The organism is Streptomyces saintjeani (genome assembly GCF_055409605.1).
On record NZ_CP189624.1, the window covers coordinates 8,640,136 to 8,654,643 of the forward strand.

A 14,508-nucleotide genomic window follows, 5' to 3' on the forward strand; every position below is an offset into this window, starting at 1 on the left:
AACAAGAAACGAGGAACCCGTGCCCGACAACACCGACGTTCTGCGCACCGTTGCCAAGCTCGTCGAAGAGGTCACCGGAATCCCCTCCACCGAGGTGACCCTGGAGAAGACCTTCACCGAGGACCTCGACATTGACTCCCTGTCGATGGTGGAAATCACCGTCGCTGTCGAAGACGCGTACGGGGTGAAGTTCCCCGAGGGCAGCACCGCATCGCTGAGGACCGTCGGCGACGTGGTGGGCTTCATCACCGAAGACGGCTGACTCCTGCACGGGGCCCTTGCGACGGACCGGACCCACCACGACACCTCCCGGGAGAGCTGACATGCACGGCTTCGTTCCTGGCACAGGCGATCGGTCATGAGCATCCTGGACCGCTTCCGGCTCGACAACCGTGTCGCGGTGGTCACCGGCGCCTCCTCCGGTCTCGGCGTCGCCTTCGCCACCGCCCTGGCCGAGGCCGGTGCCGACGTCGTGCTCGCAGCACGACGCGCCGAAAAACTAGAGGAGGTGCGTGAGACGGTCGAGAATCTCGGCCGCCGGGCCGTTGCCGTACGCACCGACATCGCCAGGCCACAGGACTGCCGCGCGCTGATCGACGCGGCAGTCCACGAGTTTGGGCGAGTGGACATCCTCGTCAACAACGCCGGCATCAGCAGCGAACGGGACGCGACCGAGGAGACGCCGGAACAGTTCCGCGAGGTCATCGACACCAACCTCAACGGCTCCTACTGGATGGCCCAGGCCGCAGGCGCGGTGATGCTCCCCGGCAGCTCCATCGTGAACGTCTCCAGCATCCTCGCGCTGGTCACGGGGGGTCTGCCCCAGGCCGCGTACACGGCGTCGAAAGCCGGACTCCTCGGCCTCACCCGCGACCTTGCCCAGCAGTGGACCCCCACCAAGGGCATCCGCGTGAACGCCCTCGCACCGGGCCTCTTCGACACGGCGATGACCGACGGGTACGCCGACGGCTACCTGGAGGAGATGATGCCCCGGGTGCTGTCGGGCCGCATCGGAGAGCCCGACGAACTCGCCGCGGCCCTGATCTTCCTCGTCTCCGACGCAGCCTCCTACGTCACCGGCACCACGTTGACGATCGACGGAGGCACACACATCGCCTAGCGCAGTGCAGCGTGTGCCGCGTGGCCGTGCTGTCCCTGGCCGAGCGGAGCGTCCCACCGGAAGTCAGTGAGCGGAGAGGTACATGCAGTTGATCAGTGCGCGGTACGGTCGCGTCTGCCTGGCAGCGGGCGGCCCCGACCACCTCGGGGACGACACCGCACACACCGGAAGCAGCCAAGTCTCCGGTTCCAGGTGGGGCGCTGCCCCCGGGAACGCTCCGCGAGGCAGGTCAGGGGGCGGGCGATGACGTCGGAGCCGACCGCCCCTGCCGTGCCGCGCGAACCACTCGGCGAGTCGCACCTGCGCCGCCTGGTCGTGGGCCAGGGGCTGGCAGCCGTCGTTGACGCGCTGTTCCTCGTCTGGCTCACGCTCTTCGTACTCGAACTGTCCGACCCCGGGATGAGTACGGGGTTCGTCCTGGTGGCCGTGGCGCTGCCGAGGGCGGTGCTGCTGGTGCCCGCGGGAGTACTGGTCGACCGCTTGGGCCCCGCCCGCGTCGTGGGCGCTGCCTCCTGGCTACGGGTGGCCGTACTGCTTACGCTCGGCGCGCTGGTCACGTTCACTTCGGCGTCCCTCGCGATGGTCACGGTGCTCGCCGCACTGCTCGGTGTGGCCGATGCCGTGTACTTCCCGGCGGCCCTCGCACTGCTGCCCGTGGTCGTACCGACCGAGAAGCTCTCCCGGGTCAACGCCCTGGTGCAGGGTGCGGAGTCCGGAGGCGATCTGGTCGGCCCGGCGGTGGCCGCCGGAGTCGTCGCCGCCGTCGGCTTCGAAGCGACGCTCGGCGGGATCGCCGTGCTGGCCGCCTCGGCCGCCTTCACCCTCGGGCCGCTCCGCCGCGTGGCACGACCTGGCAGGCGGCCCGAAGACGACGCCGGACCGGATGTCGCCGACGACGAACAGTCGAGCAGCTTCCAGGCCCTCCGGACAGGCCTGCGCTACGTCTGGCGTGAACCGCTGGTACGGGGAATGCTGGGCGCGGTCGCGCTGGTCAACATCGCGGTCGTGGGCCCCGTCATCGTGGGCGGCGCGGTGCTCGCCGACCAACGCCTGGGCGGCGCCTGGGCGTTGGGCATCGTGCTTTCCGGCTTTGGTGCCGGAGCACTGGCCGGTTCGCTGCTGGCCGGATGGCTGTCGTCCGGGCGGCGCGGCTGGATCGTGATCGGTGGGGTCGCCGCGATCGGCGCGGGCGTGGCCGGGCTCACGGCCGTCATGCATGTCGTTACCGCGACGGCCGTCGTCTCCCTCATCGGCATCGGGTCCGGCTTCCTCGGCGTGGTCATCGTGGCCACCCTGCAGGAGCACGTGCCCGAGCATCTGCACGGTCGCGTACTGAGCCTCGTCGTGCTGGCCACGGTGGCGTTCGACCCGCTCTCCTACGCGATTGCAGGGGCCCTGCTGCCGTACGGTACGACGCCGCTGTTCCTGGTCTGCGGCAGCGCCGTACTGGCGTGCGCCGGCCTGGTCGCCGCGAGCCCGACGCTCCGGTCCCTGCGATGAACGGAGCGGATCGGCCCTGCGTACGTGAACGCCTCCCCGAACGGTGACGGTGGTAGGGGGAGATGGTCGCCTGCACATGAATCTCCATGTCCACCACTGCGAGGCTTCCTTCGGCGTCCAGGGGCACGACGCTGTAACTGGCTCCCGTAGCGATGCTCACGGCGGCGGTTCCCAGGAACGGAACGACCGTCAGCCGGCAGGTACAGGGAGCATTCCCGAGCAGGTCGACGAGGTGGACCTGCAATGTGCGCATCGCCGTGAATTCCTGTGGGCGGCTGCCGTGGTGCGGATGTCCGGCGCAAGGTGCTGTGAGCACATCATCGCCAGGGTTGCGGCAGCCGACGGAGAAATCCCGGCCCTCGCCCCGCTGCTGGACACGATCGACCTCGACGCAGCGATCGTTACCGCCGACGCCCTGCACATCCAGCACGACCACGCCCGCTATCTGCGCAGCCGCGGCGCCCACTACCTCGCGACGGAGCCTGTCAACGCGATCAAGGCAGGTAGATCGTTCTATCCCTGTGCCGGGATCGTTTGATCGTCGTGTCGGGGGTCGGGGGGCTTGTTGATCCAGGCGGCCTCGGGGAGTTTCGGGGGTTCGGGTGCCCCGCGGACGAATCGTTCGGGGTGCTGGCGGTAGACGCTCGCGAGGACGTCGGCGCGCATCTCGCGGAGCTGGCCGGCGAGGCCGAAGTGGACATCGAAGGGGGTGTGCATGGCTATTCCGGAGTGCCGGTGGGCGAGGTTGTACCAGTCGAAGAAACCGGTGCACCAGGCGCGGGCGTCCTCGATGCAGCCGAACCGCTCGGGAAAGTCATGCCGGTATTTGAGGGTCTTGTACTGACTCTCCGAGTACGGATTGTCGTTGGAGGTCTTGGGCCGCGAGTGCGACTTGGTGACGCCCAGGTTGTTCAGCATCTGCGCGACATTGTGGGCAATCATCGGTGATCCGCGGTCAGAGTGGATCGTCAACTGGCCCTGCTCCACTGGGTACCTGGTGATCGTCGAGGACAGGAACCGCTCGGCCAGCTCCTTGTTCTCCGAGGCGGCAACCATCCAGCCGACCGTGTAGCGGCTGTAGATGTCGATGATCGTGTAGAGGCAGAAACAGCTGCCCTTGACCGGGCCCTTCAGCTTCGTGATGTCCCACGACCACACCCGGTTCGGTGCGGTGGCGATCAGCTCGGGCTTCTTGCGCGGCGGATGCGTGGCCTGCCGGCGCCGTTCGCGCACCTCGCCGTGCCTGCGCAGGATCCGGTACATCGTCGCCTCCGAGCACAGGCAGATGCCGCGGTCCAGCAGCACCGCACAGATCTCGGCGGGCGCCATGCCGACGAACTCGGCCGAGCGCAGCACGGCCAGGACCTTCGCCTCCTCCGTCTCTGTCAGGGCCCGCGGATGCCACTTGCGCTCCCGCTTCGGCCGCACCGGAGCCGGGGACGTGCGGTGGTGCCGATACCAGGTCGCCCGGCTCAGGCCGAGCGCGGCGCACGCCTGCACCCGTCCCACCAGCAACGACAGCGATTCCAGGGCCTTGGCGCGGGCGGCCTCGAAGACCCCTCCCGCTGCCGTCACGGCTTCTCGCCCGTCGTCCCGTCGCTGCCCGTGGCGAGTTGATCCAGCAGCGCGGAGAGTTTTCCCTGCACCTCGATGACGGTGCGGGCCTTGCCCAACTCGCTGCGGAGCCTGGCGTTTTCGGCTTCGAGCCGGGCGATCTCCTTCTCTCCGGGATCTGCCTTCGGCCGGCCCGCAGGGGCGGCGAGCGCCGCCTTCGCGCCGTTGTCCCGCTGCTGGCGCCAGTTCGTGATCAGCGACGAGTACAGACCCTCGCGCCGCAGCAGGGCACCCTTGCCCTGCTTGTCGAGCGTCTCGTACTCGGCCAGGATCCGCGCCTTGTAATCCGCCGAGTACCGCCGCTGCCCGGCCGACCGGGGTGTCACCTGCGGATCCGGGGCCCCGTGGTCGTTGGTGCTGGCCACTACGGGCACTCCTCCTTCTCCGCCCTCGACTCAATGAATCATCCAGTATGCCTGGCTTGAGTCACTTTGACAGAGAGGGACGCCGGGGCGGCGCGGGTGACCCGGTGGGTTCGTCTCTCGTTTCCCGGTCATGAAGACATGCACGTGCGATCAGGTCATCTGCCACGGTCAGGGACTTCTTGCGGCCGATTTCCAGTACCGCCACCAACTCCGTGTCGCCGAGCAGCGCTCCGGCAGGAAGAAGCGCCGCCGCTCAAGGGACGCGGACAGCATGGTGCACCTAATGGTCCGTCTGGTGGCGAAACTCGAAGGAGACGCTCCCGTGCGCTTCAACTACGCGCAGGAGGCAGCGGAGCTGAGCCTGGACCAGGAGACCCTGCGAGCGAGAATCGCGTGGCTGGTGGAGCACCGCTACGTCGCCCTGGACGGTGAGGCCGATGGCTTCGTCAGGCTCTGGTTGAACCCCTCGGTGGCCTTCCGCGCGGGGAAGACCGATCCCCGGATCGCCGAGGCCCGGCACAAGTTCCCGTACATCGTCATGGACGAGAAGGGGATGGCCGCCGAGCAGCCTGTCCACGTGGCTGAATACGATGAGGAGGGCTGGGAGCTCGTCTATCAGAACAACGCCGAGCAGTTCGAGAACCCGGCACGCTTTTCCTTCGGCTGTCCGCTCCATGACAAGGTCGCGGAGTCTCACTGACGCCCTGCACGACGCAGCCACAGGAGAGTTCGGGCGCCCTGCTCGACGCTTCCTGATGACCATTCAGGGCGGCGGCTGGACCTGGGTGACAGGGCCGGTCCCGGAGCGAGAGCCGGCCCTGTCACCTTGTGTCAGTCCTGGGCTGCGTCAGTTCCAGCTGCCGGTGAGGGCGAGGGTGGTGGGGTCGGCGGGGGTGCCGGGGGGTGTGTCGGCGGGTTCCCAGGTGCCGTCGGTGTGGCGCACGGTGTGCTTGATCCGGCCGCCGGTGATGATCGCGGTGTGGAACTCGTTGTCGACGGCGGCGGCGCTGATGCCGGTGACGGGGGTGGTGCCGAGGATGCCGTTCAGGTTGCCGAAGTCGCCCCAGACGCCGGAGGCCGCGCGGGCGATGTGCTTGATGCCGCCGGTGGGTTCGGTGAGGACGGCCTGGAGGTCGGTGCCGGTCCCGGCGAGAGCGATGCCGCTGACCTTGGCGGGGCTGCCGGGGACCTTGGTGATCTCGCCCCACTTCTCCCACGTGCGGTCGCTGTTGCGGATGGTGTGGAACGCCTTGCCGTCGGCGGTGACGACGCCGATGTGGGTGGCGTTGTCGACGCGGGCGGCGGCGATGTCGACCGGGGCGCTGCCGAGGGTGCCGAGGCTCGCGGTGACATCGCCCCACTTGCTCCACTTTCCGTCGGCGTCGCGGACGGCGTGGTAGACGCGGCTGCCGGTGATGGCGGCGAGGCCGAGGTCGCTGCCGATCGAGGTGACGGCGATCTTCCTGATCCCGGCGAGGGTGCCGAGTTCGGCGGTGAGGGGGCGGAAGGCGACCCAGGTGCCGTTGGCGTTGCGGGTGGCCTCGTAGACGACGCCGTCCGCGCCGAGCGCGAGGACGTGGTTGGTGCCGGAGATCGCGGCGTCGGCGGCGACCGCGATGTCCCCGATGCCGCCGGCGGCGCGCTCGACGTCGCCGAACGCGGACCAGTCCCCGTTGCTGTCGCGGACGGTGTGGAAGAGGTCCTTGTTCGCGGTCGTCACCATCTGGAGGCGCCAGGGGGTGAGCGTCGAGGCGGTGGACTGCCTGATCCAGGCGGCAAGGTCGTCGACGCGGGTGGCGGTGGCGCCGGTGCGGGTCTCCGTCGAGCCGAGGCAACCGCCCTGCCAGGACCCGGTGACCACGGCGGCGAGTTCGCGCTGTCCGTCCTGTTCGCGGACGACGGGGGCGCCGGTGTCGCCCTTGCACAGCGGGGTGCCGTCGATGTCCACGCCGGTGGCGGTGGTCTGGCCGGCCGTCAGGGAACCGGTGCGCAGGGTGTCGGGGACCCAGGTGTCCTTCGTCCTGCCGTATCCGGCGCTCGTGAACGTGTCCCCGGTGGCGGGGGCGATCGTGGTGGCGCGCAGAGGGAGGATGCCGCGCACGGGGGTGGAGAGCTTCGCCAGGACCAGGTCGCGGTCGGTACGGGGGATGAGTTCGACGACGTCGCGGACCTGGCCGGCGGTGGTGGTGAGGTCGGTGCGGCCGATGGTCGCGGTCGTCTTCCACTTCGGCGCACCTGCCGCGACGGTGAAGCCGGCTGACGGGTCGGTGGTGAAGCAGCTGCTCGCGGTCAGCAGCCACTGGGTGTTGACCAGGGTGCCGGTGCAGGAGCGGGCAGTGTCACCGATGGCTCCGAAGGCGCCGATGGACAGCTTCGCGGTGAACGCGTACGACGAGGTTACGGGCACCGTTCCGTCCAGCGCCTGGGCGGGCGCGGCGACGAGGGCGCCTGACGCCACGACGGTGGCTATGGCTCCGCCGAGTACGGCGCGGGCGGGGAAACGGGTCATGAAGAAGTGCTCCTACGGATGGTTGCAGTCAGGGGAAGACTGGCAAGGCGTGACAGGCACAGCAGCGGTGCCGTGGGGGGGGGGAGTCGGGCGAGCGTGGGTGTGGGGCAGCCGGTGACGAGGAGTTCGACGGGGACGAAGCGCAGGCCGGTGCCGTCGGCCTGACCGAAGGGAGTACTCGTCCGCCGAGACCTTGGGAAGGCCTCCCAGGATTTTGAATCAGCCCTGCGCAGTCCTGTGAGGGCGAGGCTCGAAAGAAGCCCCATCGGAGTAAATCGACAGGGCTTTTTTCGGGCCACAGAAGCACAGCTAAAGGTTTAATCGGCTAGCGCTTCGAGATGGTAGTCGTGGGTTGCGAGGTCGAATTTAACATCGACGTGCGCACTGAATTTTCTTGCGTGATCCTCAGTGATCACGTAGACGTCGGTCAGGGAATCGGGATCCAAACCGAGAACCTCGGCGATGAAGGCTGCCCCGAGGTGGGACACATCTGTCACCGCATCTGGCCGGTCCGCGTCCTTCTTGTACGAAGCGATGACAAAGGTCACGGATCCACCTGCCGGGTCGGGTCTTTGGGTTTGGTCTGCTCACCGGTGTTCGGGTCGAACTCACCTAGGTGCTTTCCGCGTTTGTTGTACTTCTCTACAGTTCCGTGCTGAGAGTCCCACTCGTAGATGTTTCCCTTAGGGTCCTTCCAGCGCTTTCTCATCCCGCCGCCTCCCTGGACAGGCGTCTTTTCCCTGGCTCGCGTCGCTTCGGGGAAGGCCTCCAACTTCTTCGGGGCGGCTACGGGGCCCGAGTCGGGACGTCCAGCGGAAGCCGTTCGTTCCTTGGCGTTCCGTAGGGCTGTTCCAAGACCGTCGCTGAATTGACCTATGCCGTCTGCCGTAGTGTAGGCACCTCCGACAACGAGTCCGCTGCTGACGGCGATGGCCGGAGCGCCGGCCAGGCATCCGATTCCGGTGAGACAGATGGCGCCGCCTGCGATGTCGCCAGACGCCCCGACTCCCATCATGACGACGCCGAGACCTGATTCCGCAAGGCCATTCCAGACGTCGGGAGTGGTGAAAATTTCCTCGGCGTAAGTACCGACCGTGTCGGCCGTGTCCTTCAGCCAGTTCGGGATCCAGTCACCGACCCCGCCGCCGGATTCGTCGCCAGGGTCAGGGGCGTTCCTCCAGGCTTCTTCGGTCCGTCGGTACTCGGCCTCTTCCTCCTGCTGTTTCGTCACACTCGTGGCGAAAGCGTCCTTGAATGCTTGACTGGCGGCTGCGGCGTCCTTCTTAGCGGCAGTAGCGGAGGTGCGGGCTTGGTTGGCAGAGGTCCATGCTTGATCTGCGGAGCTCCTTGCCCAGTCCGCGGAATTCTGTGCCAGAGAAGCAGAGTTTACGGCGCGGGTTACTGCCTGCTGAGCGTTGGCTTCCGCCTGCCGGGCTGTCTTCGCGGAGCTGGCGGCGTCCTTGGCGGACTGTTCGGCCTGGGTGGCGTAGCCATCGGCCTGGTCCGCGTCCTTCTTGGCGTCCTTGGCGGACTGTTCGGCCTGTTTGGCGTACCCGGCGGCTTCGGCCGCAGCCTTGGCGGCGGTAGCCGCTGCCTTGCCCGCTTCAGCCGCGTTCTTCTGCGCGGTGGCGGCCACGCTCGCGGCCTGGGCGATGAGCTGCTGGATCTGGGCCTCGTGGGTGGCGGCGAGCTGGTCCTGGCGCTGAGCCTTGTACTGGCCGACGGTGATGAAGGCGTGCAGCAGGTCGGCGGGGCCTTCCAGGGCGACATGCGCTGCGGCCTGCACCTCCGGACCAGGGCTACTGAGGAGCTGGGCGGCGCGGACGCGTTCGTCCTGGGTGCGCGCCTGCGCGTCGCCGGTGGTGATGAACTGGCGCAGGGCGTCGGTGGTGCCGGCGTCCAGTGCGGTGCGGACGGCCTGCTGCTCGATCGGGCCCGCGCCGGTGAAGGTCCGGGCCGCGACCAGGCGCATCTCCTGCTTCATCGCCTCGTACTGACCCGTCGCCAAAAACGCGCTGACTGCGGTGGCATCGCCCTGTAGGGCCTTGGTGGCGGCGGCACGGACGTCGGCGGAGCCCGCGGCTTCCGCGAGATGCCCGACATCCTCGCGATCGTCCTGGCTACTGGCGTCCTTGCGGCCCGTGCGGATGTAGGTGGTGATGTCGGTGTCGGTGTCGGTGTCGGCCAGGGCCACGAGGGCTGCGGACTGGCTCCAGGGTCGGCCGGTCCTGGCCGTCGCCAGAGCCACCTTACGGGCCTCGGGAGCGATCTTCGCTGGGTCGGCGCCGGGCTGAGTTGCCTGGTCGGCGAGCTTGTCCGCCTCGGTCTGAAGGTCCTTGGCCTGCTGCACAACTGCCTGCTGCGCAGCGGTGCGCTGGTTCTCCTGTGCCTTAAGGTCCTTGGCCCGGGCGATCGCCTCGTTGGTCCGCGCGGTCACCTGCTCAGCATCGATACGGACGGCGATGTCATGGACCTTCCTGGCCTTGGCGACGTCCGCGCTGGCCGCGTCGGCGGCCTTCTTCGCCTCGGTGGCGTGGATACGGGCCTGCTTCGCGGCGGTCGCGGCCTGTCCGGCGTGGGCTGCGGCGTCGTCGGCGGCCTTGGCGGCGTTCTCCGCGTGAGTGGCGGCGTCGTTCGCGGCATCCCGGGCTTCGCCTGCGGCGGAGGCTGCCTCGTTCGCCAGGGCAACGGCGGCATCCGCGGCCCGGGTCGCCTCCCGTGCATGACGATGAGCGGCAGCCGCGGCGTTCTGTGCCTGGTCGGAGTGGGCTCCGGCCTGGTCGGCCAGGGTGTTCGCCTGGTCGGCCGCGTCCGCGGCGTTGTCGGCGTCGCTGCCCGCGCCTTTCGCGGACGTCGCCGCGGCGGCGGCCGAAGCAGCTGCGGTGCGCGCCGAGTCGGCGGCCGTGGCGGCGGCGTGGGCGCCTGCGGCGGCGTCCCGCGCGTCCTGGGCCGCCTTGCGTGCGGCGCCTGCCTGCCCCGCGTCGACCGCGGCGTCTGCGGCGGCGTTACGTGCCCGGGACGCCGCCTCGGCGGCGCCAGCCGCAGCGGACGCCGCGGCCGAGGCCGCGTTGGCGGCGACACGGGCGGCGTCGGTGGCCGCGGCAGCCGCGCTGATGGCGGTCTGTGCGGCGTCGGCTGCCTGCTGGGCGGCTGATGCGGCGTGGGAGGCGGCGGCTGCCGCGTTCTGGGTGTCTTTCTGCGCGGCCCGGGTCTGCTCGGCGGCCTCCTGCGCGGCGGCCTTGGCGAGCTGGGCCGCCTTCACCGCGCGGGCGGAGGCTTCCTGGGCGGCCCGGGTCTGCTGCCCGGCCAGTTTGCCCGCCTTCGCCGCCTGGTCGGCGAGCTGCCCGATCGTGGCGTGTTCCTGGTCGTGGGCGCGGGCCACGTACTGGCCGACCTGGAGGAACTCGTGGATGTCGTCCGGCGAGCCGTTCAGTGCGATCCGGGCCGCGGCCCCCACATTCGCGCCCGCACCGGTGAGGAGCTGTGCGACCTGGACGCGTTCGTCCTGTCGGCGCCGGTCGTACTGTCCGTTGGTGAGGAAGTCCCGGATCTTGTCGGGTGAGTCGCTGTCGAGCGCGGCGCGGGCGGCCTTCTGGACTTCGGGGCCGCCCATGCCCATGATCTGTGCGACCCGTACCCGCTGGTCCTGGAACAGCGGGGCCTTCCACCCGTCCTTGAGGAACGTTCTGATCGTGTCCGGCGAATCGCTGTCGAGTGCGGCGCGGGCGGCGTCCTGGAGGCTGGTGCCGCCGAGGCTGGAAACCTGGGCGGTGGCTACACGATCGTCCTGGAACGAGAGATTGGCAGCCTGGGACAGGAATGTCCTGACGTCGTCGTCACCGCCGACGAGCGCGACCTCTGCGGCAACCTTGACTCCCGGACCGCCCGTCTCCCACAGCCGGACGACCTTCGCCCGGTCGGTGTCCGGAAGGGGGGTACCGACACTGGTGTCGGCCGGTGCCGGGTCATCGGCTCGGGCAGGGCTGGGAGCGGGTCCCAGCAGGCCCAGTACGAGCGCACCGGGCAGCAGGCCCAGACACAGCGCGCGCAACGTATGCCGCCGGCCTGTCACCACGCCTCGCACGCGTCGTGGATAGGTCACTGCGAACTCTTCTCGTCTTGTCATTCGATGCAGGTGAGGGACGCGCACCGGCCGGGCCGGGCGCGTGTGAGGGGCGGCTCCAGGGCACGCCAGACGTGGAGCCGCCTTCTTGAGGGGTGTTGCCGGGCGGGCCGTGCCGGTGAGCTGCGGTGTGCTGGATTTCGTTGGTGATGAAGAGACTGAGGCGGCCGTCACTCCAGCGGACGATGGCGCCATCGGCGGGCCTCTTCACCAGATCCGCCGTGGTGGCCGCGGGGCTCTGCATGGAGAAGGCAGCCGCACGCACCTGGCCGGCAGTCCTGCCGGTCATGGGAAGGGGGTGACACCGGTGGCCGACGCCGCCGACCGAGCAAGCACCACGTCACGGTCCGTGCGGGACACCAGATTCACCAACATGCTGCACACCGTCTCCGACCGTGGCCGCGGTCAGCAGCCACTGCGCGGCGACCAGGGTGGCCGAACAGGCGCGCCGGCGACTGATGTCGAGCCGTGCAGGAACAAGAGGGGAGAGAGTGCCACGATGAGGGGCACTGCCTCAGCCGGTGACGCTCAGTTCCAACAGAACGGTCTGTGAGCCACCGGCTACTCCCTCACCGACGTTCTGAAACTTGTTCTTCGCCACGGTCACCTTCTGAGCGGGTGCCTTGGGCTCGTCCTGCGGCCTCAGAGCGGCGACGATGGGGTGGTCGGCGGTCTCCAGCGCGAAAACACGCGGAAGGTTGAGTTCGAGGTAACCGCTCTTCCCGGTCGTGTTGAAGCAGTAGCTGTCCCGGGAGTCCGCGCCCGGACCCTGGACAGTCATGACCTTGATCTGCTGAGCGGTGTCGTCACAGGCCGCGAAGACGATGTGCCCATCGCCCCGGATCAGCTTGATACCCGCCTCACGCTGGATCCGCTCCGCGTCCGGATAAGCGAAATCCTCCACCGCCGACGGCGGCGTGACCGCCGCACCCGTCGTCCCCCCTGACGGCTGAGGGTCAGCACTCGCCAGCACAGGAACCCCCGCCAGGGCCACAACAGCAGCGACCCCCGCCACGGGAAGCAACCTGCGTATCCCAGCCATCACTCGAACATCCCTCCAGGCATGGGTGACAGCACACATGCAGCCCCCGTGCACAGACATAAAGCAAAAGTAAGTGGTCGACCGTGACAGTAAAGCCATATCTGTGCACAAGCAACTTGATTGCAATCACGAGAACTCCACGGAGCGTGCACAAGAGGAACCTCGTCGAGGAGGGAAGATATCTGCTAAAAACAGACAAAATTTTCGCACCGGTGTCCTGATTTTTGGTGCAGTGACTCAAGTGGCGCAGTCTGACGTCATTTCACATTAAGAAAATTTACTCATGTCTTAACGTAAAATAGTGAAGATCGAGGCCGAGGGGGCCACCCGCACTTCCCCGGATCGACCCTGCTTCCCTCCTGGGGGATGGCATTCCCCGGTCGCACGCGCTGGAACAGACCCTCCAGGGCACATGATCCGGGGGCCTGAGTACGTGTATTCAGGCCCCCGGCAACCACCTGGGGAACTCTGTCACCATGAACGCACCTGGTGTTTCGAGGCCCTTCTTCCCCATCTTGCCGGTGTGGTGGTGGAGTTGGTTGAGCGGTCGGTCGGCAGGATCACGATGCATGCCCGGGTGCGTGGGGCCGATGCGCTGTGCCCTCACTGCGGCAGTGCGTCCGGGCGGGTGCACGGCGAGTATCTGCGGTCGTTGTCCGATGCGCCGATCAGCGGTGCCCGTGTAGTGATCGAGTTGCTGGTGCGTCGGTTCCGGTGCCTCAACGCCGCCTGCGCGGCTGTGACGTTCGCCGAGCAGGTATCCGGGCTGACCAGCCCGCATGCCCGCTTCACCCCGTTGTTGCGCGGGATGCTGACCTCGATCGCTGTGGCGCTGGCCGGGCGGCCGGGGAGCCGGCTCGCCATCGCGCTGGGAGTCCCGGTGGCCAAGGACACGCTGTTACGCCTCTTGCGGGCCCTTCCCGAGGAGCCTGTCGGGCAGGTCAGGGTGCTTGGGGTTGATGATTTCGCGCTGCGCAAGGGCGATTCGTACTCGACGATCTTGGTGGACTTGGAACGACGGCGCCCGGTCGACGTACTGCCGGGACGTGAGGCCGAACCGCTGGCTGCCTGGCTCGCGGGCCACCCCGAGGTAGAGATCATCTGCAGGGACCGTGGCGGAGCCTACGCCGAAGGCGCCCGCACCGGCGCCCCGCAGGCGGCGCAAGTTGCCGACGGCTGGCATTTGTGGAAGAACCTCGGCGATGCGGTGGAGAAGACGGTCGGCGCCCATCATGCCTGCGTCCGGACCGTGTTCGCGAAAACCATACCGGTCAACCGGCCGCTCGAAGACGACATCTGGCAGACTCCGCCGCCCGCGGCCGACGCGACGCTCGACGTCTGCGGGCGTGAACGCCGCCTGGTGACGCGGACGAAGGAGCGGTACGCCGCCGTGCAGCAGCTTCTGGCCGATGGCGATTCGCTGGAAGCGATCTGCCGGACACTCATGCTGGACCGGTCCACCGTGCGCCGCTTCGCCCGCGCTACCAGCATCGACGAGTTGCTGGTCAACGCGACGAACAGAGTCAGCATTCTCGACCCGTACACGGCTCACCTCCATCAGCGGTGGAACGACGGGTGCCGCGACAGCGCACAACTCCACGAGGAAATCCGGGCCTTGGGCTTCCGGGGCAGCATCCAGACCACCCGGCGCTACCTTCGCCCATTCAAATCCTTTACCGCCGCACCGGCAGAACCACGTCCGGCTCCTCGGCCTCGCCGCGTCATCAGATGGATCATGACGAATCCCGGCAACCTCCCGGACGAGGACGCCCTCGCGCTCAAAGAGATACGTGCCGGTTGTCGCGAACTGGACGCGGTCACCCAGCACGTCCGCGACTTCGCGATGATGATGCGGGACCTGACCAGCAGCGAACTCCCCGCCTGGATGGAGCGCGTTGAACACGACGACCTGCCCGCGCTGCACTCCCTGATCAACGGCCTGCGCAGGGACCAGGACGCCGTCATCGCCGGCCTGTCCAGCTCCTGGAGCTCCGGCCAGGTCGAGGGCCAGAACACGAGGGTGAAACGGATCAAAAGGGATGGATACGGCCGGGCCAACTTCGACCTCCTCCGCATCCGGATCCTGCACCGATCCTGACACCCACCCGATCGCGAGATCTTGTGACGTAGCGGGTCTACGTGATCAATCGGTCAATCATGAACTCTTGGGTACGGACAGTACTTTCTCGGTCGGGTGCCGGTAACGTAATCCTTCGGGTTCGGGCGGCAAGGGGG

Annotated in this window: 10 protein-coding genes and 1 pseudogene; 6 read left to right on the plus strand and 5 right to left on the minus strand. The window is 68.2% G+C overall.

The features are described 5' to 3' along the window. The first annotated feature begins 19 nt into the window (after positions 1-19). The 4 genes and pseudogenes from ACQCO7_RS38575 to ACQCO7_RS38590 all read left to right on the plus strand — a co-directional run. Positions 20-262, plus strand: coding sequence for an acyl carrier protein (locus ACQCO7_RS38575; RefSeq protein ID WP_464076174.1), 243 nt, complete (start codon positions 20-22; stop codon positions 260-262). A 96-nt stretch (positions 263-358) separates the two neighbouring features. Continuing rightward, positions 359-1,120, plus strand: a complete 762-nt coding sequence (locus ACQCO7_RS38580; protein ID WP_464076175.1) for an SDR family NAD(P)-dependent oxidoreductase — start codon at positions 359-361, stop codon at positions 1,118-1,120. Positions 1,121-1,363: 243 nt separating this feature from the next. Further along, positions 1,364-2,620: an MFS transporter gene (locus tag ACQCO7_RS38585; RefSeq protein ID WP_464076176.1), complete on the plus strand. Its 1,257-nt coding sequence runs from the start codon at positions 1,364-1,366 to the stop codon at positions 2,618-2,620. A gap of 340 nt (positions 2,621-2,960) precedes the next feature. Continuing rightward, positions 2,961-3,098, plus strand: a pseudogene (locus ACQCO7_RS38590) (ISAs1 family transposase); the annotation flags it as partial. 35 nt (positions 3,099-3,133) lie between these two features. On the opposite strand, the gene ACQCO7_RS38595 reads toward ACQCO7_RS38590, so the two are convergent. Continuing rightward, positions 3,134-4,608 (minus strand): IS3 family transposase gene (locus ACQCO7_RS38595; protein ID WP_464069764.1). Its coding sequence is split into 2 segments (ribosomal slippage): positions 3,134-4,260 and positions 4,260-4,608, totalling 1,476 coding nucleotides; the frame shifts between segments, so codons are not numbered across the junction. Positions 4,609-4,921: 313 nt separating this feature from the next. On the opposite strand from ACQCO7_RS38595, the gene ACQCO7_RS38600 reads away from it, so the two are divergent. Next, a complete protein-coding gene (locus tag ACQCO7_RS38600) occupies positions 4,922-5,299 on the plus strand; it encodes a hypothetical protein (protein WP_464076177.1) in 378 nt (125 codons plus the stop codon). 147 nt (positions 5,300-5,446) lie between these two features. On the opposite strand, the gene ACQCO7_RS38605 is transcribed toward ACQCO7_RS38600, so the two are convergent. The 4 genes from ACQCO7_RS38605 to ACQCO7_RS38620 all read right to left on the minus strand — a co-directional run bounded on the left by ACQCO7_RS38605 (position 5,447) and on the right by ACQCO7_RS38620 (position 12,312). Beyond that, positions 5,447-7,108 carry a S1 family peptidase gene (locus ACQCO7_RS38605; RefSeq protein WP_464076178.1) on the minus strand — a complete coding sequence of 554 codons (1,662 nt, stop codon included), beginning with the start codon at positions 7,106-7,108 and terminating at the stop codon, positions 5,447-5,449. A gap of 317 nt (positions 7,109-7,425) precedes the next feature. Beyond that, a complete protein-coding gene (locus tag ACQCO7_RS38610; protein ID WP_464076179.1) occupies positions 7,426-7,656 on the minus strand; it encodes a DUF7683 domain-containing protein in 231 nt (76 codons plus the stop codon). Beyond that, a complete protein-coding gene (locus tag ACQCO7_RS38615) occupies positions 7,653-11,210 on the minus strand; it encodes a colicin E3/pyocin S6 family cytotoxin (RefSeq protein WP_464076180.1) in 3,558 nt (1,185 codons plus the stop codon). Before ACQCO7_RS38615 ends, ACQCO7_RS38610 begins: the two co-directional genes overlap by 4 nt. A 535-nt stretch (positions 11,211-11,745) precedes the next feature. Then, the gene (locus ACQCO7_RS38620) at positions 11,746-12,312 is read right to left on the minus strand and encodes a hypothetical protein (RefSeq protein WP_464076181.1); all 567 of its coding nucleotides are present in this window, start codon (positions 12,310-12,312) and stop codon (positions 11,746-11,748) included. 484 nt (positions 12,313-12,796) lie between these two features. Here ACQCO7_RS38620 and ACQCO7_RS38625 point away from each other — a divergent pair, with 484 nt between their 5' ends. After that, entirely contained in the window at positions 12,797-14,371 is a 1,575-nt protein-coding gene (locus ACQCO7_RS38625) for an ISL3 family transposase (RefSeq protein WP_464076182.1), read from the plus strand. The last annotated feature ends 137 nt before the right edge of the window (positions 14,372-14,508 follow it).